The organism is Ruegeria sp. S263 (assembly GCF_056780525.1).
Window position 1 is genome coordinate 730,591 of record NZ_CM165558.1, and the last position, 24,325, is coordinate 754,915.

Below are 24,325 nucleotides of genomic sequence, written 5' to 3' on the forward strand. Positions count from 1 at the left end.
CTTTAACCAATCGCTTCCAGCACGGCCTCACCCAGCGTCGCGGGGCTTTCTGCCACAACGATACCGGCCGAGCGCATGGCTTCGATCTTGTCCTCGGCTCCGCCTTTGCCGCCGGCGACGATCGCGCCCGCGTGGCCCATACGGCGGCCCGGAGGGGCTGTGCGGCCTGCGATGAAACCAGCAACCGGCTTTTTGCGGCCCTTCTTGGCCTCATCCGCCAGGAACTGCGCGGCTTCTTCTTCGGCCGAGCCACCGATCTCACCGATCATGATGATCGAGTGGGTTTCGTCGTCCGCCAGGAACCATTCCAGCACGTCGATATGCTCGGTGCCTTTGATCGGGTCGCCGCCGATGCCCACACAGGTGGATTGGCCCAGACCCACATCGGTGGTCTGCTTGACGGCCTCATAGGTCAGGGTGCCCGAACGCGACACAACGCCGACCGAGCCGCGCTTGTGGATGTGGCCGGGCATGATGCCGATTTTGCAGGCGTCGGGCGTAATGACACCGGGGCAGTTCGGGCCGATTAGGCGCGATTTCGAGCCTTCCAGCGCCCGCTTTACCTTCATCATGTCCAGAACCGGGATGCCTTCGGTGATGCAGACGATCACCTCCATCTCGGCATCAATCGCTTCGAGGATCGAGTCAGCCGCGAAAGGCGGCGGCACATAGATCACGCTGGCGTTGGCTTCGGTCACATGCTTGGCCTCGTGGACCGAGTTAAACACGGGCAGGTCAAGATGGGTCATCCCGCCTTTGCCGGGGGTTACACCGCCGACCATCTTGGTGCCATAAGCAATGGCCTGTTCGCTGTGGAATGTGCCCTGCGAACCGGTAAAGCCCTGACAGATCACTTTGGTATTTTCGTCGATGAGGACTGCCATCTGGCGTTCTCCTTTGTAGGGCGGGTTTTGGCCCGCCAAAATCTTGGGAAAGGCGGGCTGAAGCCCGCCTTACGGGATGACAATCAGCCTTTTACCGCCTTCACGATCTTCTCGGCACCGTCTTTCAGGTTGTCCGCGGCGATCACGTCCAGACCAGAGGTGTTGATGATCTCTTTGCCTTTCTCGACATTCGTGCCTTCCAGACGCACGACCAGCGGAACCTTCAGGCCGACCTCTTTCACCGCTGCGACAACGCCTTCGGCGATGACGTCACAGCGCATGATGCCGCCGAAGATGTTGACCAGAATGCCTTTGACGTTCGGGTCCGAGGTGATGATCTTGAACGCCTCAGTGACTTTCTCTTTGGTCGCACCGCCGCCCACGTCGAGGAAGTTGGCAGGCTCAGCCCCATACAGCTTGATGATGTCCATGGTCGCCATCGCAAGCCCGGCACCGTTGACCATGCAGCCGATCTCACCATCCAAGGCGATGTAGTTCAGATCGTATTTGGAGGCTTCGAGTTCCTTGGGGTCTTCCTCGGTCTCGTCGCGCAGCTCGGCGATGTCGGGGTGGCGGTAAACCGCGTTGCCGTCAAAGCCCAGCTTGGCGTCCAGTACCTTCAGGTCGCCGCTATCCGAGACGATCAGAGGGTTGATCTCCAGCATCTCCATGTCCTTCTCGACGAAGGCCTGGTACAGCTGACCCATCAGCTTGACGCATTGCTTGACCTGCGCGCCTTCCAGACCCAGCGAAAAGGCGATGCGGCGGCCGTGGTAAGCCTGATAGCCGGTCACAGGGTCCACCGAGAAGGACAGGATTTTCTCAGGCGTGGAATCGGCCACTTCTTCGATGTCCATGCCGCCTTCGGTCGAGCATACGAACGAGATGCGGCTGGTCTGGCGATCCACCAGCAGGGCCAGATACAGTTCGCGTTCGATGCCGGAACCAGCCTCGATATAGATGCGATTGACCTGCTTGCCTGCGGGGCCAGTCTGATGTGTGACCAGCGTGCGGCCCAGCATCTTTTTGGCTTCTTCGGCGGCTTCTTCCACCGACTTGGTCAGACGGACACCGCCTTTTTCACCGGCGTCAGCCTCTTTAAACGAGCCCTTGCCGCGGCCACCCGCGTGGATTTGGGCCTTTACAACCCACAAGGGGCCGTCCAGTTCACCGGCTGCGGTTTTGGCTTCCTCGGCGCGCAGAACCGCGCGACCTTCAGAGACCGGAGCGCCATAGCTGCGAAGAAGAGCCTTGGCCTGATATTCGTGAATGTTCATCGAAACTGTCCCGTTTGACTACGATTACTTCGTTATAGAAATGTCCGAAGGGTAAATTTAAAGGTTTTTTTGTTTTCAAAGCCCTTTTTTACAGAGATTTTTACTGTTTGTGATCACACTTTTTTGGGGTGTGATCACAAAATGACGGAAGTTAAATTTATGATTCGATAAATCGTTTCGCGCCTTTGAAAACACATTCAAAAAGGGTGTTTGAGGTGTTTGCGCTAATACTCTTCCCGCAAGTATTGCGGATCAAGAGGCCAGTACAAAAGAAAACCGGCCCAACTTGTGGGCCGGTTTGGAATGTCGAAACGGCCGAAATTAGGCCAGAGAGCTGTCGATGCCCTTACATGCCTCGATCAGGCCCTTCACAGCGTTGACCGAGTTATCGAAACCGGCTTGCTCTTCTTCGTTGAGTTTGATGTCGACAACACGCTCGATGCCGCCCGCGCCGATCACGGTGGGGACGCCTACATACATGCCGTCAACGCCCAGTTCGCCGTTGCAATAGGCGGCACAGGGCAGGACGCGCTTCTGGTCTTTCAGGTAGGCTTCGGCCATTTCGATCGCCGATGTTGCCGGAGCATAGAAGGCCGAGCCGGTTTTCAGCAGGCCAACGATTTCGGCGCCACCGTCACGGGTACGCTGAACGATGGCGTCCAGTTTCTCTTGTGTGGTCCAGCCCATTTCAACCAGATCGGGCAGCGGGATACCAGCAACGGTCGAATAGCGCACCGACGGAACCATCGTGTCGCCGTGGCCGCCCAGAACAAATGCTGTGACGTCGCGCATGGACACGTTGAACTCTTCCGACAGGAAATGCGCAAAACGGCCCGAGTCCAGAACGCCTGCCATGCCGCAGACCTTGTTGTGGGGCAGGCCCGAGAATTCGCGCAGCGCCCAGACCATCGCGTCCAATGGGTTGGTGATGCAGATGACGAACGCATCGGGCGCATTGGCGGCGATGCCTTCACCCACGGATTTCATGACTTTCAGGTTGATGCCCAGCAGGTCATCGCGGCTCATGCCCGGTTTGCGGGGAACACCGGCGGTGACGATGCAGACGTCGGCGCCAGCGATGTCCTCGTAGGACTGGGTGCCTTTCAGCTTGGCGTCGAACCCTTCGGAGGGGCCGGATTCAGCGATGTCCAGCGCCTTGCCTTCCGGTGTGCCTTCGGCGATGTCAAACAGGACGACATCACCCAGTTCTTTCATTGCAGCGAGGTGGGCGAGCGTGCCGCCGATCTGACCTGCGCCGATCAGCGCGATCTTGGGTCTGGCCATTTGGAATATCTCCGATGGGTTTTGAAATCGCGGTTGTGCTAGTCGGTAAAACGGATTTGTGCAAGTGTTCTGCTGCGTGGCATACAACCGCATACCGATTTTCCTAGCGTCCAAGGGGCGTGAATTCTTGCTTTTCTGGAATGCTGAATGTTCGAACTGGACTTGATGTTCTTTGCCGTGGCTATCCCTGCCGTGATCTTTGCAGGCATTTCCAAGGGAGGGTTCGGGTCGGGTGTGGCCTTTGCGTCCTCGTCGATTCTGGCGTTGATCCTGACGCCCGGACAGGCGCTGGCGTTGATGTTGCCGATTCTGATGGTGATCGACGTTGCCACCCTGAAACCCTATTGGAAACGGTGGAGCTGGCCGGATTCGCGCCTGTTGATTCTGGGGGCTGTGCCGGGTGTCGCGCTGGGCGCGTGGCTCTATCGTGCCACCGACGACGACTTGCTTCGCCTGCTGATCGGAGGGATCTCGGTCGGGTTCGTGATTTGGCATGTGGCGCAAAGCAGGGGCTGGATTCGTGGTTTTGCCAACCGTCTGCCGCCGTCGGCCGGGCTGTTTGCAGGGTTGGTGGCCGGGTTCACCAGTTTTGTCAGCCATGCTGGCGGTCCGCCTGCCGCCGTGTACCTGCTGTCGCAACGCCTGACGAAGACCGAGTTTCAGGCCAGCACCGTGCTGGTCTTCTGGGTCATCAACGCGGTGAAATTCGTGCCCTTCGCTTATCTGGGCCTGTTTACGTGGCATACGGCGCTGGCGGACTTGCTGCTGGCCCCCTTTGCCATTCTTGGCGCATGGTTGGGTGTCCGGGCACATTTTATGATGTCCGAACGCTTATTCTTTGGCATCGCCTATGTCCTGCTGACTCTGACGGGTAGCAAGCTGATCTGGGATGCACTGACTTAGACGTTGGGCGGCAGTGCCTCGTCCATGTCCTCATAGGACTGACCGGACGCGATTAGGCAGGTCATCCCGTCCGGCAACGTCACCGTGATCGTCCAACTACCGCTTGCGGTCGAGGCATAGACCTCCATCACCGCACCTTGTCGCGCGATGCCAATACCCTGTCGGGTCTCGCCATAGGTTTCAGCCAGTCGCTTTATGATCTCCTCGCGGGGCGCGCAGGTCTGTGCCTGCACCTGAACGGCGGCCAGAACCATGATGCCCAGCCCCATCGTCATCTTGAACAGCGTATTCTGCATCCTTGCACCCTTTCGATTCCATCTGTCCAAAAGGGTGCAAGTGACGTGCCGAAATCTGGTTAAACCGACGCACGTTGCGTCGCGAATGCTGCAACGCGGCGATTTTGTCCTTGAACTTTCCGACAAAAAATGCCCCATTCCGCGCAACTTTATTTCACAAGGGAGAGGCCAATGGACCCCCGTCAGCGCCCCTATCGTTCTGTTCTGTATATCCCCGGCTCGAAAGATCGGGCGCTGGACAAGGCGCGCACCTTGCCGGTCGACGCGATTATCTTTGATCTGGAAGATGCCGTCGCCGCCGACGAAAAAGACAACGCGCGGGAAACGCTCAAGGCCGCTTTGGCCGCGGGTGGATATGGCGCGCGGGTTAAGATTGTGCGGATCAACGGACTGGACACCGAATGGGGCCGCGCCGATGCCGAGGCCGTGCGGGACATGGACGCCGATGTGGTTCTGCTGCCCAAGGTGAACTCGGCCGCTGATGTGGACGCGCTGGCCGCGATCACTGGCGATATCCCGATCTGGGCGATGATGGAGACCCCGCGCGGAATGCTGAACGCCGCCGAGATCGCCGCGCATCCGCTGATGGCGGGCTTTGTTATGGGAACCAACGACCTGGCCAAGGAATTGCAGACCCGGTTCCGCCCCGACCGCCTGCCGCTGATGACGTCGCTGGGCCTGTGTCTGCTGGCCGCCAAGGCCGAGGGGCTGATCATCGTGGATGGCGTCTATAACGCTTTCAAGGATGACGAAGGTCTGGCCGCAGAATGCACGCAGGGCCGTGACATGGGCTTTGACGGCAAGACCCTGATCCACCCCGCTCAGGTCGAGATAACGAACGCGGCCTTCGCCCCGTCTGACGCCGAAATTGACCTGGCGCAACGTCAGATTGCCGCCTTTGAAGAGGTCGAAGCACAAGGGCAGGGCGTTGCTGTCGTGGATGGCAAGATCGTGGAAAACCTGCACGTTGCAACCGCCCGCGAAATTCTGGCAAAAGCAGAGGCGATTTCAGCTTTGCAAGCGGGGTAAGCCAGCATGGGCTTTGTTCTTCTGATCCTTGGTGTGGCGCTTTGGTGGGCCGCACATCTGTTCAAACGCGTCGCGCCCGCGCGGCGCGCGGCCATGGGCAATGGTGGTAAAGGCGCGGTAGCTCTGGCGCTGGTGGCGGCGATTTTGCTGATGATCTTCGGCTATCGCATGACCGATTTCATCTATGTCTGGGCACCGCCGACTTTCATGGTTCACATCAACAATCTGTTGGTGTTGATCGCCATCTTCATGATGAGCCCCGCTGGGAAAAAAAGCCGTCTGCTGAACAAGATGCGCCACCCGCAACTGGCAGGCTTCCGCGCTTGGGCATTTGCGCATTTGCTGGTCAATGGCGATCTAGCCTCGATCATCCTGTTTGGCGGGCTGTTCCTGTGGGCGTTGGTCGAGGTGGTTATGATCAACCGGGCCGAACCCGACTGGACCCCTGGTGAGCCCGGCACCTATGGCAAGGATGCGATGTTCTTTGTGGCCTCAATCGTGCTGCTGGGCGTGATCGGCTATATTCACGGGTTGGTTGGCCCGTCGCCGTTCGGATCATAAGGGGCTGAGGATGGCAAAACTTTATCGTCTGCTGACGGAAGAGGACACCTCGGCCTTTTGCCACAAAGTGTCCGACGCGCTGGCCAAAGGCTGGGAGCTGTATGGCGACCCGTCCTATGCCTTTGACGCAGCAAATAACGTGATGCGCTGCGCGCAGGCTGTGACCAAAGAGGTCGCGGCAGATTACTCCTCTGACATGAAACTGGGACAGCAATAATGGCAAAAACCAATCCGGGCCGCTTTTTCGAGGATTATTCCGTCGGGCAGGTGCTGCACCATGCGGTACCGCGCACCGTGACCGATGGCGAACGTGCGTTGTATCACGCGCTGTATCCGGCGCGCCATGCGCTGTATTCCTCGGATGAGTTCGCCCGGGCCTCGGGCCTGCCGCAAAGCCCGTTGGACGACATGGCGGCGTTTCACGTGGTGTTTGGCAAGACTGTGCCGGATGTCTCGCTGAACGCGGTGGCCAATCTGGGTTATGCCGAGGGGCGCTGGCTGAAGCCGGTCTATCCCGGTGACACGCTGCGGTCGGAATCCGAGGTAATCGGGGTTAAGCAGAACTCGAATGGCAAGACCGGGGTGGTTTACGTGCGCACCCGTGGTCTGAACCAGCGCCACGAGGCGGTCATGGAATATGTCCGCTGGGTGATGGTGCGCAAATCGGACCTGTCCACCCCAGCGCCCGAAGCGGTTGTGCCGCAACTGAAAAAGGCGCTGGAGCCGGGCGATCTGGTCATCCCGCAGGGATTGGATTTCTCGAACTACGATTTCGCCCTAGCGGGTGAGGCGCATCGCTGGGGCGATTATGAGATCGGCGAAAAGATTGACCACGTGGATGGTGTGACCGTGGAAGAGGCCGAGCATATGCTGGCCACGCGTCTGTGGCAGAACACTGCCAAGGTGCATTTCGACCTGACCTTTCGACCCGAAGGGCGGTTGATCTATGGCGGACACGTGATCTCGATGGCGCGGACGCTGTCGTTCAACGGTTTAGCCAATGCACAGATGGTGGTTGGCCTGAACGGCGGTGCACATGCCAACCCGTGCTTCGCTGGCGATACGATCAAGGCGTGGTCCGAGGTTCTGGACAAGGCCGAGACAGATGTTCCCGGAGTTGGGGCGATCCGTTTGCGATTGGTGGCGACCAAAGGTGGGGAGCCTTTTGAGCTAAAGAACGAAGATGGTCGGTACATGCCAAACATCCTGCTTGATCTGGACTATTGGGCCCTGATGCCCGTCTGATCGGGCCGCCCACATTCATGTGATCGCAGCCTTTTCCAAACGTGCTAGGCTGCGGTCATGCTCGTGTTTCGCTCGATTGCTGTTTGTGTCTGCCTGACTCCGCCTGCTTTGGCTTGTGATCTGGCCTTGGCTTTGGCTGTGGACGTTTCGGGGTCTGTTGATTCCACCGAGTACCGTATCCAGATGGACGGCCTTGCGGCCGGGTTGCGCGACCCCATTGTGTCCGAGGCATTGGTGCGCGGTGACGCGCGCCTAATGCTGGTGCAGTGGACTGGCGCATCGCGTCAGAAAGTGACGATACCATGGACGCGAATTGACAGTTTCGAAACGCTGGACGCCTTTGCTGGACAAGTGGCATCGGACCCGCGTGTGTGGCGCAACTTCTCAACGGCGATAGGCGAAGCACTGGAAATGACCCTAACCAGTTTCAATACGGTTTCTGAATGCAAAAGGCACTTGATTGACATCTCGGGCGACGGAATTTCAAACGAAGGGGTTGAACCGACGGAAATTCATGGCGTTTTGCGCAGCCGGGGCGTGACTGTGAACGCGATTGCCATCGAGGAAACCGAACCGGACCTGACCGCATATTTCTTTGAGAATGTTATTGTTGGCGAAGGCGCATTCGTCGTTTCTGCCGCCGGTTTCGAAGATTACCCCGAACGAATTCGTAAGAAACTGCTGCGCGAAGTGACACAGCAAACCGCCGGGCTGGAATAGCTTTGGGTCAGATTCGGAGGTGAAGGCGCTAACATCTGAAAGCTGTGATTTCATTTGTGATCACGTCATTATTTTGTGTGATCACAATTTCAAAATATCCACCATTTTGCGCCAAATATGAGCTTTTTTGCAGTTGCAGCGCGTGACAGACTTGCAAAAAACAGTAAAACCTTCGGAAGCAACCGAAAAGGAGCCAATCCGACATGGCCGATGTAAATCGGGGCAATCGCCCTCTTTCACCACATCTTACGATTTATCGCCCGCAGTTGACCTCAGCGACCTCTATTCTGGTGCGGATCACCGGAATCGCAGCCTTGGCGATGTCATTCTTCGTTGTGTGGTGGCTGCTGGCAGCCGCAACGTCAGAGTCCGCGTTCAACTTTATTGATAGCTTGATGAGAAGCTGGTTGGGCGATCTGGTCATGTTTGGCGCGACCTGGGCGATTTTTTATCACATGCTCGGGCGGTTGCGCCACGTGATCTGGGATCTGGGGTATTGCGTGGACGTCAACATCTCGGAAAAGCTGGGGATCGGCATGTTGGTGCTGGCCACCGTTCTTTCGTTCATAACAGCGATTGCGGTCTAAGGGGGACACCATGAGTTATCTGACAGACCGTAAACGTGCGCAGGGCACAGGTGCAGGCCGGCAGGGGACACATCATCACTGGCAAATGATGGCCAGTTCGACGGCACTGGTTTTCCTTGTTCCACTATTTGTGTTCACTTTCGCGAACGGGCTGGGCGGAACCTACGAAGAGGTTCTTGCCTATTACAGCCGTCCGTTCCCGGCGATCATAACTGGGCTGACGCTGGTCGTCGTTATTATTCACCTGGTCCGCGAGGCACAGGTGGCGATTGAGGACTATGTGCACGGCGTCGCAGAAAAGCTGAGCCTGATGGCAGTTGCAGCTTTTGGATACACTTTGATTGCTGCGGGGCTTTTTGCCCTTGTGAAGCTGGCGCTTTAAGGCGCGGTAGGGATAAAAACAAATGACAGCTGCATACGAATACGAAACACACGACTATGACGTGGTTGTTGTCGGCGCCGGCGGCGCCGGTTTGCGCGCCACTCTGGGCATGGCCGAGCAGGGCCTGCGCACGGCTTGTGTCACCAAGGTTTTCCCGACCCGCTCGCACACGGTTGCGGCGCAGGGCGGTATTGCTGCGTCCCTGTCGAACATGGGACCAGACCATTGGCAGTGGCACATGTATGACACCGTCAAGGGCTCGGACTGGTTGGGTGACACCGACGCGATGGAGTATTTGGCGCGTGAGGCACCAAAGGCGGTGTACGAACTGGAACATTACGGCGTTCCATTCAGCCGCACCGAAGAGGGCAAGATTTATCAGCGCCCGTTCGGTGGCCATACTACGGAATTCGGCGAAGGCCCCGCCGTGCAGCGGACCTGTGCCGCCGCAGACCGGACCGGTCACGCGATCCTGCACACGCTGTACGGTCAGTCGCTGAAGAACAATGCCGAGTTCTATATTGAATATTTCGCCATCGACCTTGTGATGTCCGATGACGGGCAATGTCAGGGCGTCGTCTGCTGGAAGCTGGACGATGGCACGATGCATGTCTTCAACGCCAAGATGGTGGTGCTGGCAACTGGCGGCTATGGCCGCGCCTATTTCAGCGCAACATCGGCCCATACCTGCACCGGTGACGGTGGCGGTATGGTGGCACGTGCGGGCCTGGCCCTGCAGGATATGGAATTCGTGCAGTTCCACCCGACTGGCATCTACGGCTCGGGCTGTTTGATCACCGAAGGCGCACGGGGCGAAGGTGGTTATCTGACCAACTCAGAAGGCGAACGGTTCATGGAGCGTTACGCGCCCCAATACAAAGACCTTGCGCCACGCGATTATGTCAGCCGTTCGATGACGATGGAGATCCGCGAGGGTCGTGGCCATGGCGACAATGGCGATCACATTCACCTGAACCTCAGCCACCTTCCCGCCGAAGCGTTGGCTGAACGACTGCCGGGGATTTCGGAATCCGCGCGCGTCTTTGCCGGTGTTGATGTCACCAAAGAGCCGATCCCGGTTCTGCCGACCGTCCACTACAACATGGGCGGTATCCCGACGAACTATTGGGGCGAAGTTCTGAACCCGACCGCCGATGATCCGACCGCAGTTGTTCCGGGCCTGATGGCGGTGGGTGAGGCCGGATGTGCCTCGGTCCACGGTGCGAACCGTCTGGGGTCCAACTCGCTGATCGACCTCGTGGTGTTTGGTCGCGCGGCTGCGATCCGGGCGGGTAAGGTTGTCGATGCCGACGCGCCGAACCCGGTGCTGAACCAAGCTTCGGTCGATAAGGCATTTGACCGGTTTGATGCCGTTCGCAACGCTAGCGGGTCTATCCCAACGGCTGACCTGCGGCTTGAGATGCAGAAAACCATGCAGGCCGACGCAGCCGTGTTCCGGACCGCCAAGACAATGGCCGAAGGCGTCGAGAAGATGACGGCGATTGCCGCCAAGATGGATGACCTTAAAGTTACCGACCGCTCGTTGGTTTGGAACAGCGATCTGATGGAAACGCTGGAACTCACCAACCTGATGCCAAGCGCGCTTGCCACTATTGTTGGGGCCGAGGCGCGCAAGGAATCCCGCGGTGCCCACGCGCATGAGGACTTCACCGAGCGTGACGACGAAAACTGGCGCGTTCACACGGTCAGCCGGGTTGAAGGAAATAAGGTCGAACTCAGCTATCGCCCCGTTATCGTCGATCCTCTGACCACCGAGGATGAAGGCGGCATCAGCCTGAAGAAAATCGCGCCCAAGGCGCGGACGTTCTAAGGAGAGGAACTTATGGTACAACTGACCCTCCCCAAGAATTCCCGGATCACCACCGGTAAGACATGGCCAAAGCCCGAAGGCGCAACCAATGTGCGCAAGTTCCAGATTTACCGCTGGAACCCGGATGACGGACAGAACCCGCGTGTTGATACGTATTTCGTTGATATGGATAGCTGCGGCCCGATGGTTCTGGACGCGCTGATCAAGATCAAGAACGAGATTGATCCCACGCTGACCTTCCGCCGGTCCTGCCGCGAAGGGATTTGCGGGTCGTGCGCGATGAATATCGACGGGATCAACACGCTGGCCTGTATCTATGGCATGGATGAGATCAAGGGCGACGTGAAAATCTATCCGCTGCCGCATATGCCGGTTGTCAAGGACCTGATCCCCGATCTGACCCATTTCTATGCGCAACACGCGTCCATCATGCCGTGGCTGGAAACCAAGACCAACCGGCCCGCGAAAGAATGGAAGCAGTCCATCGAAGACCGCAAAAAGCTGGATGGTCTGTATGAGTGCGTGATGTGCGCAAGTTGCTCGACCTCATGCCCCAGCTACTGGTGGAACGGCGACCGTTACCTTGGCCCCGCAGCATTGCTGCATGCCTATCGCTGGATCATCGACAGCCGTGATGAGGCGACCGGTGAGCGTTTGGATGAGCTGGAAGATCCGTTCAAGCTGTACCGCTGCCACACGATCATGAACTGCGCCAAGACCTGCCCTAAAGGTCTGAACCCGGCCAAGGCGATTGCCGAGATCAAGAAGATGATGGTCGAACGCGCAGTTTAAGGTGCGCGCAAAATCAGTGCTTGCCGCATTGCGGCAAGCGCATGGCGAGGTTGCAAAACAATGCGATGCAGCCTTCCCTGCTCGGCACTATCTTGTGCGCAGGGAGGAGTGATTCAACTGTAAAAGGGATCGCTCCGATGCAGGATCAAAACCTAAAAACCAAAGCAGACGAAGCGCTTGAGGCGCTGGAACAGGCTTGGGCCTATTACACGCCGGAACCTGTTGCGTCTGACACCCATGAACCAGACTTGTTCGAATATGCGAACGCCGCTTGAACGCATTAAAGGAATGGGTAATGCATAAGCATGCCCATTCTATTGCTTTTGCTGGCCGCTGGCGTTTCTGCGTATTTCATCTGGCGGTCACGAACATCGTCTTTGACACGTGACTGCCGCTGGCGTCAGCACCGTAAGGAGGGTGTCTGGATTTGCGCCTATTGCGGGGCGCAACAGGTTGGGGCTGATAGCCCTAAAACCTGCCTAAGGAAGTAATCTCAAAAGGATACTCTGATCGTCCCGTCCTGTTTAGGCGGCATTTGGGAATGCCGCACGCAGAGCGATTTCAACCATGTCGCCAAAGCTGCTTTCCCGTTCGGATGCGGGCAGAGCCTCACCGGTTAGCAGGTGATCGGATACGGTCAGAACGGCCAGAGCCCGGCACTTGTGCCGTGCGGCCAGAATGTAAAGCTCGGCTGCTTCCATTTCGACGCCAAGAACTCCGTGACGGACCATCTGTTCGTTCAGGTCGGGCCGTTCATCATAGAACACGTCCGAGGAGTAGATTCCCCCGATGTGGGTCGGAGTGCCGCTGGCCTCGGCCGCTTGAGCTGCTGCTTGCAGCAGACCCCAATCCGCGCAAGGCGCAAAGTTGAGTTCCTTCATGATGCCACGCGACGGGGTGCTTAGTGTTGTCGAAGTCATTGCCAGAATGACATCGCGGACATTGACACTATCTTGCATTCCCCCACACGATCCGATCCGGATCAGCGTTTTTGCGCCAAAGTCGCGAATTAATTCGTTCGCGTAGATCGACAATGACGGCATTCCCATTCCGCTACCTTGAATGGAAACGGGGTTTCCTTTCCAGGTTCCGGTAAATCCCAGCATGCCGCGCACATTATTGACTTGTTTCGCGTCATCCAAAAATGTTTCCGCCGCCCATTTTGCCCGATAGGGATCACCCGGCAATAAAACAGTTTCTGCGATTTCGCCTTTTTCAGCGCCAATATGAATCGTCATTTGTTTTTTATTCCAATCAGATTTCCAGATCCGAGATACTTGCACCAGACTTAAGCGCGTCGTGTATCCATTGCGGCTTGCGTCCCCGACCAGACCAGGTTTGTGAGGGGTCTGCGGGGTTGCGGTACTTGGCCTTGGCCTTAAACCCTTTTCCCGACCCAGCGCCGTCTGCAGCCAATTCAGACAAAGAGAACCCGTATTGAGCAGCGGCCTGTTCAGCGGCTTTCAATGCTTCTTGCCGTTCCCGTATTTCCGCCTTTTTAAGCGCCTTTTCGATTTTATCACGCAGTTTAATTAGCTCCTTGCGCGACATAACCTCGAGATCAATTGTCATTATTATTCTCCATGCCATGCCCGAATGGGCAGCCTCCCTTAAGGCTCACTTTAAGTGCAGGCATGGGTTTTACCTATCCCCTTTACCAAAGGGAATAGGCATACCGATAAAAGAAACGAGAGGGTCGGCTATTCTGCTGCCAAATTCTGCGGATCAGCCAGAGTGATAATGTCGCCCATTATCGTATTCAGCTCGAAATTCTTTGGCGTGTAGATTTTCGCGACGCCCATAGTTTTCAGTTTTGCTGCATCTTCATCAGGAATGATCCCGCCGACGACAACAGGGATATCCGTCAGACCAGCCTCTTGCAGTCGGGTCATGACGTCCTGAACTAACGGGATGTGGCTGCCAGACAAGATCGACAATCCAATGACGTGTGCCTTGTCTTCTGATGCAGCAGCCACGATTTCCTCGGGTGTCAGGCGAATACCTTCATAGCTGATATCCATGCCGCAATCGCGTGCCCGGAAGGCGATTTGTTCGGCCCCGTTGGAATGGCCGTCCAGCCCGGGTTTACCAACTAGGAACTTCAGGCGGCGCCCCAATTGATCACTAACCGCGTCAACGGCGGCACGCAGGTCGTCCAGCCCCTCGGTCTTGTTGGACACAGACCCTGAAACCCCTGTCGGGCCGCGATAGGTGCCGTAGACCTTGCGCATTTCTTCCGCCCACTCACCTGTGGTTACACCTGCTTTTGCTGCGGCAATCGACGGCTCCATGACGTTGGCGCCCGTCTGTGCCGCGTTGCGGAGTGCAGCCAGCGCCGCGGTTACTGCCGCCTCGTCACGTTGAGTGCGCCATTCGTTCAGGCGGTCGATCTGCTCCTGTTCGACCGCCGGATCGACAACCATGATGCCGCCATCCTCGGTCTGAAGGGGCGAAGCTTCGCCGTCAGTCCATTTGTTCACACCGACCACAACGGTTTCGTTGCGCTCAATCCGGTTCAGGCGTTCGGCGTTCGAATCGACGAGGCGGGACTTCATGTATTCGATCGACGCGACCGCGCCGCCCATCGAATCCAGGTTGGCCAGTTCGGCGCGCGCCCCTTCTTTCAACTCTTCGACCTTGGCATCCACGGCGGGATTGCCTTCGAACAGGTCGTCATATTCCAGTAGGTCGGTTTCATAGGCCAGAATCTGCTGCATCCGCATGGACCATTGCTGATCCCACGGGCGGGGCAGGCCCAATGCCTCGTTCCACGCAGGCAATTGCACGGCACGGGCACGGGCTTTCTTGGACAGGGTCACAGCCAGCATCTCGATCAGAATACGATAGACGTTGTTTTCAGGCTGCTGCTCCGTCAGACCCAAAGAGTTCACCTGCACGCCATACCGGAAGCGGCGGAACTTTGGATTTTCGACGCCGTAGCGGTCCTGCAGAATCTCATCCCACAGGTCAACAAAGGCGCGCATCTTACACATCTCGGTCACAAACCGGATGCCTGCGTTCACGAAGAACGAAATCCGACCACAGAGCGCCGGGAAATCCTCGGCCGGTACGCGCGGGCGCAATTCGTCCAGAACGGCGATTGCGGTTGCCAACGCATAGGCCAGCTCTTGTTCAGGTGTCGCGCCCGCTTCTTGCAGGTGATAGGAACACACATTCATCGGGTTCCATTTTGGCACATTGGAATAGCAATACTCGGCCACATCCGCGATCATCTTGAGCGAGGGCTTGGGCGGGCATACATAAGTGCCGCGGCTCAGGTATTCCTTGATCAGGTCGTTCTGAACGGTCCCTTGCAGTTTCGAGACATCCGCGCCCTGTTCTTCGGCGACTGCAATATACAGCGCCAGCAACCAAGGAGCGGTCGCGTTGATGGTCATCGAGGTGTTCATCTGTTCCAGCGGAATCTGGTCGAACAGAACCCGCATGTCGCCCAGATGGCTGATCGGCACACCCACCTTGCCAACCTCGCCGCGTGCCAGGGTATGGTCGCTGTCGTAACCGGTTTGCGTCGGCAGATCGAAGGCCACAGAAAGCCCGGTCTGACCCTTGGCAAGGTTCCCACGATACAGTGCGTTTGATGCCTTGGCGGTGGAATGACCGGCATAGGTTCGGATGAGCCAGGGGCGATCTTTCTGCGTCTGCGTCATAACGTGCCTCGTATCTCAGGTGGGTAAGAAAATTACGTCCATGGGTTCTAAAGCGCAATTTTCGGGATATGTCAATTCGCTGCGACGCGGCATTCTGGCTTGTTCTGATTGTAGGACGCAACGTTTGCTGGCAGGGTGCGCGCATGACTCAGACCGTTGAGCTTCCGCTTTGGCTTTTTTTGCTGATCCTGGTGTTTGCCGCGGTCACGTTGGCATCGCATTTCCTGTTCCCATCCGTGAGGTGGTTCTTTCGACGTCGACTGGAGCGCGCGGTCAAACGCCTGAACGAACGGCTTCAACGACCGATCCAACCGTTCAAGCTGGCTGAACGTCATGACATGATTCAGCGCCTTATCTACGATCCTCAGGTGGGGCAGGCGGTGCAGGATCATTCACGCGAAACAGGTGTCCCCGAGGCGGTCGCGTTCGAGCAGGCGCGAAAATATGCGCGTGAGATCGTGCCATCCTTTTCCGCAGTTGCCTATTTCAGCTTTGCGATCAGATTGGCGCGGATGCTGAGCAACGCATTCTATGATGTGCGCCTTAGCTATCAGGACGAAGAGGCCATCAAGAACATTGATCCAGACGCGACCGTTGTGTTCGTGATGAATCACCGAAGCAATATGGACTATGTTCTGGTGACCTACCTAGCGGCTCAGCACTCTGCACTGTCATATGCCGTCGGTGAGTGGGCGCGGGTCTGGCCTCTTAGCCGGTTGATTCGGGCGATGGGGGCTTATTTTATTCGGCGCAGATCGGGCAGTGAACTCTATCGTCAGGTGCTGGCCTGCTACGTGCGACATGCAACCGAAGCCGGGGTGACACAGGCCATGTTCCCAGAGGGGGGGCTAAGCCTGACCGGAGCATTGGGGCGTCCGAAGCTGGGGCTTTTGAAATATATTCTGGATGGCACCAGCCCAGACGGGCAAGACGTCGTCTTTGTTCCAGTGGCTCTGAATTATGACCGGGTGTTGGAGGATACGATCCTGACCAAAGCGGCCCTCGGAAGTGATCGGCGCTTTCGCGCCCGGATCGGGGTGATCACCGGTTGGATCATGAAACAGATTGGGCGAAAGCTGATCGGGCGATACACGCGATTTGGCTTGGCCTCGGTCCGGTATGGTCAGCCAATTTCTTTGCAGGACTTCCGATCAGATCACGACCGGGATGTCATGACAGACCTTGCCCGCGCCTTGATGGGCCAAATCCGCGACGCGATTCCTTTGGTTCCCTTGCCTGCCATCTGCAAACTGATTCAAGAACGCGGGGAATTGCTGGAAGATGACGTGCGTATCTTCGTGTCTGAACTCATGCGACGTGACGGAACTTTGGTAGGCCCCGAGGACACAGCAATCACACAGGCTTTGGATCAACTCGTGCAGCGGCGGATTCTGAAACAGGTGGACGGGAAAATATCTCAATCCGGCCAAAGGGTTGACCTGTTGAGCTATTACGCGGCGTCCGCGCCCATAGATGTCGAAGGCATGAATGCTGCGGCAGCAAAGTAAATTTCTGCATCTGCTGGGTCATAAAATTACAAAATAGGTGCAAATTCTATTGCAATGTTGCTCAATGCCCAATATCTCATCTGTTAATGCTGCGATTCTGCATCGCGGCGAAGGGTTGAAATAATAGGAGGCCAACATGGCTCTGGACACCGAAAGCGGTATCGCGTCCTACGACGCGCCGGAAAAAGACCTCTATGAGATGGGCGAAATCCCTCCGATGGGATTTGTTCCAAAGAAAATGTATGCATGGGCGATCCGCAAAGAACGCCATGGTGAGCCGGACACGGCAATGCAGCTTGAAGTGGTCGATGTTCCCAAGCTGGACAGCCACGAGGTGCTGGTTCTGGTTATGGCCGCCGGTGTGAACTATAACGGCGTCTGGGCGTCGCTGGGTAAGCCGATCAGCCCGTTTGACGGCCACGGCCAGCCTTTCCATATCGCGGGTTCCGATGCATCGGGCATCGTGTGGGCCGTCGGTGACAAGGTTAAGCGCTGGAAAGTGGGCGACGAGGTCGTGATCCACTGCAACCAGGATGATGGTGACGACGAAGCGTGTAACGGTGGTGATCCGATGTATTCGGACAGCCAGCGGATTTGGGGCTATGAGACGCCCGACGGATCGTTTGCTCAGTTCACCAACGTGCAGGCACAGCAGTTGATGCCGCGCCCCAAGCACCTGACCTGGGAAGAAAGCGCCTGTTACACGCTGACGTTGGCAACTGCTTACCGGATGCTGTTCGGACACGAGCCGCATGACCTGAAGCCCGGCCAGAACGTACTGGTCTGGGGTGCTTCGGGCGGTCTGGGGTCATATGCTATCCAGTTGATCAACACCGCTGGTGCAAACGCGATCGGTGTGATCTCGGACGAAAGTAAGCGTGACTTTGTGATGGGCCTTGGTGCCAAGGGCGTTCTGAACCGCAAGGATTTCAACTGCTGGGGTCAACTGCCCACGGTGAACACACCGGAATATGCCGAGTGGTTCAAAGAAGCCCGCAAATTCGGCAAGGCGATCTGGGACATCACCGGCAAGGGTGTGAACGTCGACATGGTCTTCGAACACCCCGGTGAAAGCACATTCCCGGTGTCGACCTTCGTGGTGAAAAAGGGCGGCATGGTTGTGATCTGCGCCGGGACCACCGGCTATAACCTGACCTTCGATGTGCGTTACATGTGGATGCACCAGAAGCGTCTGCAAGGTTCGCACTTTGCTCACCTGAAACAGGCGTCAGCCGCAAACCAGTTGATGGTCGAGCGTCGTCTGGATCCGTGCATGTCCGAAGTGTTCTCGTGGAATGAACTGCCCGAAGCGCACATGAAGATGATGCGGAACGAGCACAAGCCAGGCAACATGTCGGTTCTGGTTCAGGCGCCGCGGACAGGAATGCGTACACTGGAAGAGGTTCTGGACGCACGCAGCTAAACCGGCTGAATCCTAAATAGTTTCGCCCGCGAATCGTTGTTTCGGTTCGCGGGCGTTTTCTATTTCATCCATATCTTTTTGTTTCAATAAGTTACCGAAGCGTTGCCCCCTATTTTGGGGGAGTAGAAACCGGTGAATAGGGCAAAAAACATCCCGCATGCTATAGTTGTGTTAACCCTTCGTTAACCCTTTCGGAGCGACCCTAGATGGCGAGAAATGAGTGGATACTGGACGTTCTGTCGGACCTCAACGCCTTTGCGGTTGAGAACGGTCTGACCACGCTTGCCGAACAGTTGGATGACACCAAACTGATCGCCGCAGCCGAGATTGCGTCCGCAAGCAACGAGGCACGGGCACCCGCGGATGGGAATACAACTCGATTTGAGTCAAGTTCTGGAGGACTTGGAAAACACCAGCACGCTTGACGAACTTGGCGATGTCGCCGTTCGGCTTCGCGACAGGCTGCAGATCGAACATATCATTTACCATTGGGTTGACGGGGCCGGTGATCAATACGGCTATACTACGTATCCTGATCGGTGGGCCGAAAGATACCGAGAGAAAAACTACCACCGAATTGACCCTGTGATTTTGGGGTGTTTCCAAAGATTCCATCCTGTTGACTGGAAGACATTGGATTGGTCGAGAAAGGTCGCAAAAAACTTCTATAAAGATGCACTGGAACATGGGGTAGGTAATCAGGGTTATTCAATCCCGATCCGTGGCCCGAACGGGCAATTCGCCCTGTTTACGGTAAATCACTCTTGTGAGGATGACACCTGGAAAAGCTTCATGGAAACCCATGGGCGCGAATTGATCCTGATTGCTCATTTTTTCAATCGCAAGGCGCTGGAGTTTGAAAGTGACAGGCAGCCGGACGCGACCCGCGGGCTGTCTCCAAGAGAAGTGGATGCCATGACATTGCTGGCGTTGGGCTATAACCGGGCGCAGGTGGCCCATTCCCTGTCAATCTCAGAGCATACGCTACGTGTTTACATCGAAAGCGCCCGTGCCAAGCTTGGGGCGCAGAACACCACCCACGCCATCGCCACCGCACTCAGCCGAGGATTAATAGTGGTTTAACGGTCGGGCGCTCCTCGAACGGGAAATTAACTACGACTTTGTACCCCCCTTCGTTCCTGCACAGGACGACAAGGGGAAAAAGTCATGTTGCGCTATTTGTTCGCAGATGAATTGCACAAGTTTCCGAAGCTGGCCGACGGAATGTTCCGCGATCGCGCGGATCAGTTCAAAACCCGGCTGGGCTGGGATGTTTACGTCAATGAAAACGGAGAGGAGCGGGATCAATACGATGATCTGAACCCGCTCTATGTCATCTGGGAGGAGGAGGACGGCAGCCATGGCGGGTCCATGCGGGTTCTGCCGACAACGGGCCGCGTCATGGTGAATGAGGTTTTCGGACATCTGACAGGGGGTGAGCCGATCAACAGCCCCGTGATCTGGGAGGTGACTCGCTTTTGCCTGTCTCGCACGGCTAGCCCTCATACCGCTGGGGCAATCATGTTGAGCGGGGGTGAAATCATGGAAGGGTTCGGCCTGACTCACATCGCGGGTGTTTTTGATGCGCGGATGATTCGGATCTATCGCCTTATCGGGTCATCGCCGAACGTTTTAGGCTCCGAAGGTAAAGGCCGTGACCAGATTTCCGTGGGGCTTTGGCCCTATTCGGCTGAAGACTGCTATCGGGTTGCAGAGCGCGCGGGTATCCCGCGGGAATTGTCTCGGCTGTGGTTCAAGACCGCGTTCGGGACCGGGCGGCAACACCGATTTTCCTTGTCAGCCTGAAGCACGCGAAAACGTAATTCCGTATCTGGTGATAGCTGGCGTGGCCCTGTAGGGTCGCGCCATGTCTTTGCCCCCCGTGACCTTCTCTGATGATCAGGCCGCCGCCTATGACAGCATTGCCGAGATGCTCAAATCCGCCGGAGTTGATCTGGATGACGACGCCCTGCTGAAGCTTCCGGGCAACGGGAAATCCGGTGTCATGGCGGTTATCGGTAAGGCGGGATCCGGGAAGACCCTTTTGCTGGCCGAGCTTTACAAGGCCCTTGCAGAAACGGGCGTTCAGGTTGTCTCGGGCGATTTCGAAAGCCGCAAGGCCCGCGAAAAGCGCAGCTTGGCCATCCTTGCGCCGACCAACAAGGCAGCAAGTGTGTTGCGCCTGCGCGGGGTGCCCGCGACAACGATCCATCGTATCCTTTATACGCCAGTATATGACCCGGAATACGAACGCATCGCCGAATGGCTGGCGGGCAACGATGAGCAGCCCGAGATCGAAGGGCTGACGGACGAAGCGCTGGACCGCGCGGCTGCGTTCTACCAGAACAACAAATCCATCCCCGGCGCTTTGGCAGCCGCGGGGTTGCGCGGGTCCGATTTCATAACGGGTTGGAAACGTCGGGATGAACCTCTTGATATCGGGTTCGTGGACGAGGCCTCGATGCTGGATGATCGCCAGTTCGAGGATTTGCAAGAGATTTTCCCAACGCTGTTGCTTTTTGGCGACCCCGCCCAGTTGGCCCCGGTCAATCAATCCGGCAGCATGGTGTTTGACGCATTGCCCGAGCCACGTAAGCAGATTTTGCACCGGGTACACAGACAGACTGCGGATAACCCTATTCTGGACCTCGCTCATGCGCTGGCAGACCCGCAGATGGGTTTCGAAGATTTCGAACGGCTGGTCGAACAGACCGCCCAAAAGGATGAGCGTGTAGTCTGGGGACAAAGAGTCGAAGTTGATCTGATGGCTCGCAGCCCCGTTCTGGTCTGGCGCAATGCGACGCGTATCCGTCTGATTCAGGCGTTCCGGCACGTCCACGGCGCCCCCGACACCGAGTTGTTGGAGGGTGAGCCGTTGATTTGCGATGGGATTGAGCTGCCCTTGAAACATCGCAAAAAGCGTCTGGACCTTGAGGCGCGCGGGCTGATCAAGGGTGCTCAGGTCATCTATCTGGGGCCGGGACGTAAACCGGGGTTTTCCCGGTTGCACGTCATGGGGGCCGAAGACCCGCAGGTCAGCGCTGCGTCGATTGTGAAAATTGAGATGCCGGATGAGGAAGAGCCCTTTATCCCCTATGCCGCGCGAATGGGCGCAACCTTTCTGCATGGGGCCGCCGTGACGATCCACAAGGCGCAGGGGTCGCAGTGGGACACGGTTCAGGTCTTTGCCCCGGACATTTATGCAGCCGCCCGGATGGGCCGGACAGAGGCCGGGCAGCCGTTGTGGAAGCGGTTGGCCTATGTGGCCATCACCCGCGCGCAAGAGAGGTTGATCTGGGTGGTGCGCAACCGCTTGGCCAAACCCACCCACCCGCTGCTGGTGGATGATCTGCGTGCGCATCCGGCGGCCTCGCTGACGTTGGAGGCAGAAGAAACATGAAGACGATCATAGTCACTGGGGCCAGCGCGGGCATTGGGCGCGCGACGGCCGAGCTTTTTCTGGATGAGGGATGGACCGTTGGGCTTTTGGCGCGCAGCGCGGACACTTTGGCGGCGATGTCCAGTGGCCGATCTAACGCTGTTCCCTTGCCGGCGGATGTGACAGAGCCCAAGGCGGTCTCGGGCGCGTTCAACAGCTTTCTGGACAAGGCCGGACGATTGGATGTGCTGTTCAACAACGCGGGAATTTTTGCACCCGGCGGCACGATTGACGAAATCGCGCTGGAGGATTGGTACCAAAGCGTTAACGTCAACCTGAATGGGATGTTCCTGTCAGCACGCGAAGCGTTTCGGATCATGCGGCACCAATCCCCGCAGGGTGGGCGGATCATCAATAACGGTTCGATTGCAGCGCATGTGCCGCGCCCGAACTCGGTCCACTATTCAGCGACGAAACATGCAATCACCGGTTTGACCCGTAGTCTGTCCTTGGATGGGCGCGACTTCGGGATTGCCTGCGGCCAGATTGATATCGGCAACGCGCGGACGCAGATGGTTCAGGGATTGGTCGACAATGCGATTGCGGCGGGTGAGCAGCCCGATCCAACCATGGCGGTTGAGGATGCGGCCCAGTCCGTGCTTCACATGGCGTCCTTGCCGGCTGAGGCCAATGTCCAGTTCATGACCGTGATGGCGACAACCATGCCCTATATCGGTCGCGGGTAGCCTTTAGTTCTCGCGCAGTAAACGGAAAGCGGTGGACGCGCCCCAGCCCGCAGCAATGGCTATTACCAGAGACATCAGCCCGTACCAAACCGGTTGCTGACGGGACATGTTGTAAAGGAACCGCTCCAGACCGACTTTGCGAACGTCGATCGTGGTTTCGAACTGTGAAATCACGCTGCCGTCCCGGGTAAGGAAAATGCGCGCGGTATAGTCGCCTTCGGTCAAGTCGGCGGGCATGGCGATCGAGGTTCGAAACAGGGTTTGTTCGTCCACGGCCACTGTATCTTCACGGATCGAGTAAAGCCCTTCATCTTCGCGAATGCGGACGACGGCATCGGCAAAGTCCTGTGCGCTTCGGATATGCATCGCTGCACCAACGGAACGGATGGCGCGTTCAATTGAAATTCTGTACCGCAGATCCTCGGTATCCGACAGAATGTCATCCAGCGGTGAACTGGTCGCAACGGCATAAAAGCTGGGCGCAAGGTCCACCAGGACGCTGTCGGTATTTACCCAAATCCCCAGCTTGCGTTCCTTGCGTCTAACCATGACAGGGCTCGAGGGGCCAGCAACGGCCACAATGACCTCCAGCGGTGGGCCCGAGGGGATGGGAGTTTCACGCTTGACCGCGCCAAAGATCAGGATTTCAGAACCATCGAATGTGGCAGTGATGGCCACGCGGTCATGACTAAGGCCAAGCACGACCTGCTCATCCTCGGCAAGGGCAGGGGTGACGCATAACGCAAAAAGCAGGATCAAGCGTTTCAGCATGATCAGTGCCCCCCTTCCGTGCCAAGCGAGTAAAGCTCGGAGGGTTCGATCAGCAAGTCCAGGGCCAGTTTGCCGCAAACAACCAAAACCAACGCCGCCAGAAGTACGCGCAACTGTTCCGCGGGCATCCGTGATCCGATCACTGTTCCGATCTGCGCGCCGACAACCCCGCCGACCAAAAGCAGGACGGCCAGTACGATATCCACCGTATAGTTGGTGGTCGCATGTAGCATTGTGGTAAAGCCAGTCACAAAGATGATCTGGAATAGCGAAGTTCCGACAACGACCTTTGTGGGCATCCCCAGCAGATAGATCATCGCAGGAACCATGATAAATCCGCCGCCAACTCCCATGATCGCGGACAGAACGCCGACGCAAAGGCCGACCAGCATAGGCGGGATGACCGAGATATACAGGCCCGAGGTGCGGAAACGCATCTTGAACGGCATCGCGTGAACCCAGCCGCGCTGCCGCCGGGGGGCAGGGGCACCGCCGCCCTTCTTTGATTTGCGCAATGCGTTCAGGCTCTCGACGAACATCAGGCTGCCCACGACCCCAAGAAAGACGACATAGCACAGCGTTACCAGCAGATCGACCTGGCCCAGACTTTTGAGATAGTTAAAGACGACTACCCCAAGCGCCGCACCGATCAACCCCCCTGTCAGAAGGACCGTGCCCATTTTGAAGTCGACAGTTCGTCGTCGGAAATGCGCCAGAACGCCGGAAAACGAAGAGGCGACGATCTGGTTGGCTTCGGTCGCCACGGCCACGGCCGGGGGAATACCGATAAAAAACAACAGCGGCGTCATTAGAAAGCCGCCGCCGACACCAAACATGCCCGACAGGATGCCAACCATCCCGCCCAGCCCCAGCAACAGAAAGGCGTTCACAGAGACTTCGGCGATTGGTAGATAAATCTGCATGACTATTTAACGGTTGAGGCTGGATGCATCGCACGCTGCGATACGGTCCGGCAAAAAGTGACGTGGTTGCGCATTAACGCGTTCGGAGGCAGTGAAAAAGCTTGGCGACCCGGCTG

27 protein-coding genes are annotated in these 24,325 nt (G+C 57.3%); 18 read left to right on the forward strand and 9 right to left on the reverse strand.

Features of this window, described 5'->3' with window-relative positions; genetic code table 11:
• Positions 1-2: 2 nt before the first annotated feature.
• The 3 genes from sucD to mdh form a co-directional block, all read right to left on the reverse strand.
• On the reverse strand, positions 3-884 hold the full coding sequence (gene sucD, locus ACT2B1_RS03635; protein ID WP_170353524.1) for a succinate--CoA ligase subunit alpha: 882 nt from the start codon (positions 882-884) through the stop codon (positions 3-5).
• 83 nt (positions 885-967) lie between these two features.
• On the reverse strand, positions 968-2,161 hold the full coding sequence (gene sucC / locus ACT2B1_RS03640; RefSeq protein WP_481668583.1) for an ADP-forming succinate--CoA ligase subunit beta: 1,194 nt from the start codon (positions 2,159-2,161) through the stop codon (positions 968-970).
• Between the two features lie 321 nt (positions 2,162-2,482).
• The gene (gene mdh, locus ACT2B1_RS03645) at positions 2,483-3,445 is read right to left on the reverse strand and encodes a malate dehydrogenase (protein WP_170353522.1); all 963 of its coding nucleotides are present in this window, start codon (positions 3,443-3,445) and stop codon (positions 2,483-2,485) included.
• A gap of 147 nt (positions 3,446-3,592) precedes the next feature.
• Here mdh and ACT2B1_RS03650 point away from each other — a divergent pair, with 147 nt between their 5' ends.
• Positions 3,593-4,348 (forward strand): sulfite exporter TauE/SafE family protein, encoded by a 756-nt coding sequence (locus ACT2B1_RS03650; RefSeq protein ID WP_171122576.1) that lies wholly within the window; start codon positions 3,593-3,595, stop codon positions 4,346-4,348.
• On the opposite strand, the gene ACT2B1_RS03655 is transcribed toward ACT2B1_RS03650, so the two are convergent.
• A complete protein-coding gene (locus ACT2B1_RS03655) occupies positions 4,345-4,644 on the reverse strand; it encodes a hypothetical protein (protein ID WP_171122575.1) in 300 nt (99 codons plus the stop codon). The two genes, ACT2B1_RS03650 and ACT2B1_RS03655, sit on opposite strands and share 4 nt — an antisense overlap.
• Positions 4,645-4,815: 171 nt before the next feature.
• Here ACT2B1_RS03655 and ACT2B1_RS03660 point away from each other — a divergent pair, with 171 nt between their 5' ends.
• From ACT2B1_RS03660 to ACT2B1_RS03705, 10 genes are all read left to right on the forward strand, one after another.
• Positions 4,816-5,673, forward strand: a complete 858-nt coding sequence (locus ACT2B1_RS03660) for an HpcH/HpaI aldolase/citrate lyase family protein (RefSeq protein WP_171122573.1) — start codon at positions 4,816-4,818, stop codon at positions 5,671-5,673.
• Positions 5,674-5,679: 6 nt separating this feature from the next.
• Positions 5,680-6,234, forward strand: a complete 555-nt coding sequence (locus ACT2B1_RS03665; protein WP_481668584.1) for an NnrU family protein — start codon at positions 5,680-5,682, stop codon at positions 6,232-6,234.
• A 10-nt stretch (positions 6,235-6,244) separates the two neighbouring features.
• The gene (locus ACT2B1_RS03670; protein WP_171122569.1) at positions 6,245-6,451 is read left to right on the forward strand and encodes a DUF1737 domain-containing protein; all 207 of its coding nucleotides are present in this window, start codon (positions 6,245-6,247) and stop codon (positions 6,449-6,451) included.
• Positions 6,451-7,479, forward strand: a complete 1,029-nt coding sequence (locus ACT2B1_RS03675) for a MaoC family dehydratase (protein ID WP_171239882.1) — start codon at positions 6,451-6,453, stop codon at positions 7,477-7,479. Before ACT2B1_RS03670 ends, ACT2B1_RS03675 begins: the two co-directional genes overlap by 1 nt.
• A gap of 57 nt (positions 7,480-7,536) precedes the next feature.
• A complete protein-coding gene (locus tag ACT2B1_RS03680; RefSeq protein ID WP_171239881.1) occupies positions 7,537-8,199 on the forward strand; it encodes a DUF1194 domain-containing protein in 663 nt (220 codons plus the stop codon).
• Between the two features lie 203 nt (positions 8,200-8,402).
• Positions 8,403-8,786, forward strand: coding sequence for a succinate dehydrogenase, cytochrome b556 subunit (gene sdhC / locus ACT2B1_RS03685; protein ID WP_171122562.1), 384 nt, complete (start codon positions 8,403-8,405; stop codon positions 8,784-8,786).
• A gap of 10 nt (positions 8,787-8,796) precedes the next feature.
• Positions 8,797-9,168, forward strand: a complete 372-nt coding sequence (sdhD, locus tag ACT2B1_RS03690; RefSeq protein ID WP_171122560.1) for a succinate dehydrogenase, hydrophobic membrane anchor protein — start codon at positions 8,797-8,799, stop codon at positions 9,166-9,168.
• 22 nt (positions 9,169-9,190) lie between these two features.
• Positions 9,191-10,999, forward strand: coding sequence for a succinate dehydrogenase flavoprotein subunit (gene sdhA / locus ACT2B1_RS03695; protein WP_171122558.1), 1,809 nt, complete (start codon positions 9,191-9,193; stop codon positions 10,997-10,999).
• 12 nt (positions 11,000-11,011) lie between these two features.
• Complete coding sequence (locus ACT2B1_RS03700) at positions 11,012-11,791, forward strand: succinate dehydrogenase iron-sulfur subunit (protein WP_170414955.1); 780 nt, start codon at positions 11,012-11,014, stop codon at positions 11,789-11,791.
• A gap of 137 nt (positions 11,792-11,928) precedes the next feature.
• The gene (locus tag ACT2B1_RS03705) at positions 11,929-12,066 is read left to right on the forward strand and encodes a hypothetical protein (RefSeq protein ID WP_171239880.1); all 138 of its coding nucleotides are present in this window, start codon (positions 11,929-11,931) and stop codon (positions 12,064-12,066) included.
• A gap of 249 nt (positions 12,067-12,315) precedes the next feature.
• On the opposite strand, the gene deoD is transcribed toward ACT2B1_RS03705, so the two are convergent.
• From deoD to ACT2B1_RS03720, 3 genes are all read right to left on the reverse strand, one after another.
• On the reverse strand, positions 12,316-13,029 hold the full coding sequence (deoD, locus tag ACT2B1_RS03710) for a purine-nucleoside phosphorylase (RefSeq protein ID WP_171239879.1): 714 nt from the start codon (positions 13,027-13,029) through the stop codon (positions 12,316-12,318).
• A 16-nt stretch (positions 13,030-13,045) separates the two neighbouring features.
• The gene (locus ACT2B1_RS03715) at positions 13,046-13,363 is read right to left on the reverse strand and encodes an H-NS histone family protein (RefSeq protein WP_171122552.1); all 318 of its coding nucleotides are present in this window, start codon (positions 13,361-13,363) and stop codon (positions 13,046-13,048) included.
• Positions 13,364-13,491: 128 nt separating this feature from the next.
• On the reverse strand, positions 13,492-15,459 hold the full coding sequence (locus tag ACT2B1_RS03720) for a protein meaA (protein WP_171122550.1): 1,968 nt from the start codon (positions 15,457-15,459) through the stop codon (positions 13,492-13,494).
• 143 nt (positions 15,460-15,602) lie between these two features.
• Between ACT2B1_RS03720 and ACT2B1_RS03725 the strand changes: the two genes are divergently transcribed.
• The 7 genes from ACT2B1_RS03725 to ACT2B1_RS03755 all read left to right on the forward strand — a co-directional run bounded on the left by ACT2B1_RS03725 (position 15,603) and on the right by ACT2B1_RS03755 (position 22,515).
• Positions 15,603-16,967: a 1-acyl-sn-glycerol-3-phosphate acyltransferase gene (locus tag ACT2B1_RS03725; protein ID WP_481668585.1), complete on the forward strand. Its 1,365-nt coding sequence runs from the start codon at positions 15,603-15,605 to the stop codon at positions 16,965-16,967.
• A 136-nt stretch (positions 16,968-17,103) separates the two neighbouring features.
• Complete coding sequence (gene ccrA, locus ACT2B1_RS03730; RefSeq protein ID WP_171122546.1) at positions 17,104-18,390, forward strand: crotonyl-CoA carboxylase/reductase; 1,287 nt, start codon at positions 17,104-17,106, stop codon at positions 18,388-18,390.
• 206 nt (positions 18,391-18,596) lie between these two features.
• Entirely contained in the window at positions 18,597-18,815 is a 219-nt protein-coding gene (locus tag ACT2B1_RS03735; protein WP_481668586.1) for a hypothetical protein, read from the forward strand.
• Positions 18,754-19,473 (forward strand): helix-turn-helix transcriptional regulator, encoded by a 720-nt coding sequence (locus ACT2B1_RS03740; protein WP_481668587.1) that lies wholly within the window; start codon positions 18,754-18,756, stop codon positions 19,471-19,473. Before ACT2B1_RS03735 ends, ACT2B1_RS03740 begins: the two co-directional genes overlap by 62 nt.
• Positions 19,474-19,557: 84 nt before the next feature.
• Positions 19,558-20,196: an acyl-homoserine-lactone synthase gene (locus tag ACT2B1_RS03745; protein WP_171124452.1), complete on the forward strand. Its 639-nt coding sequence runs from the start codon at positions 19,558-19,560 to the stop codon at positions 20,194-20,196.
• 61 nt (positions 20,197-20,257) lie between these two features.
• Positions 20,258-21,790 (forward strand): ATP-dependent DNA helicase, encoded by a 1,533-nt coding sequence (locus ACT2B1_RS03750; RefSeq protein WP_171124454.1) that lies wholly within the window; start codon positions 20,258-20,260, stop codon positions 21,788-21,790.
• A complete protein-coding gene (locus ACT2B1_RS03755; protein WP_481668588.1) occupies positions 21,787-22,515 on the forward strand; it encodes an SDR family oxidoreductase in 729 nt (242 codons plus the stop codon). Before ACT2B1_RS03750 ends, ACT2B1_RS03755 begins: the two co-directional genes overlap by 4 nt.
• A 3-nt stretch (positions 22,516-22,518) precedes the next feature.
• Here ACT2B1_RS03755 and ACT2B1_RS03760 read toward each other — a convergent pair whose 3' ends face one another.
• The gene (locus tag ACT2B1_RS03760) at positions 22,519-23,286 is read right to left on the reverse strand and encodes a TIGR02186 family protein (RefSeq protein WP_171122536.1); all 768 of its coding nucleotides are present in this window, start codon (positions 23,284-23,286) and stop codon (positions 22,519-22,521) included.
• A gap of 2 nt (positions 23,287-23,288) precedes the next feature.
• A complete protein-coding gene (locus ACT2B1_RS03765; protein WP_171124458.1) occupies positions 23,289-24,209 on the reverse strand; it encodes a sulfite exporter TauE/SafE family protein in 921 nt (306 codons plus the stop codon).
• Between the last annotated feature and the right edge of the window lie 116 nt (positions 24,210-24,325).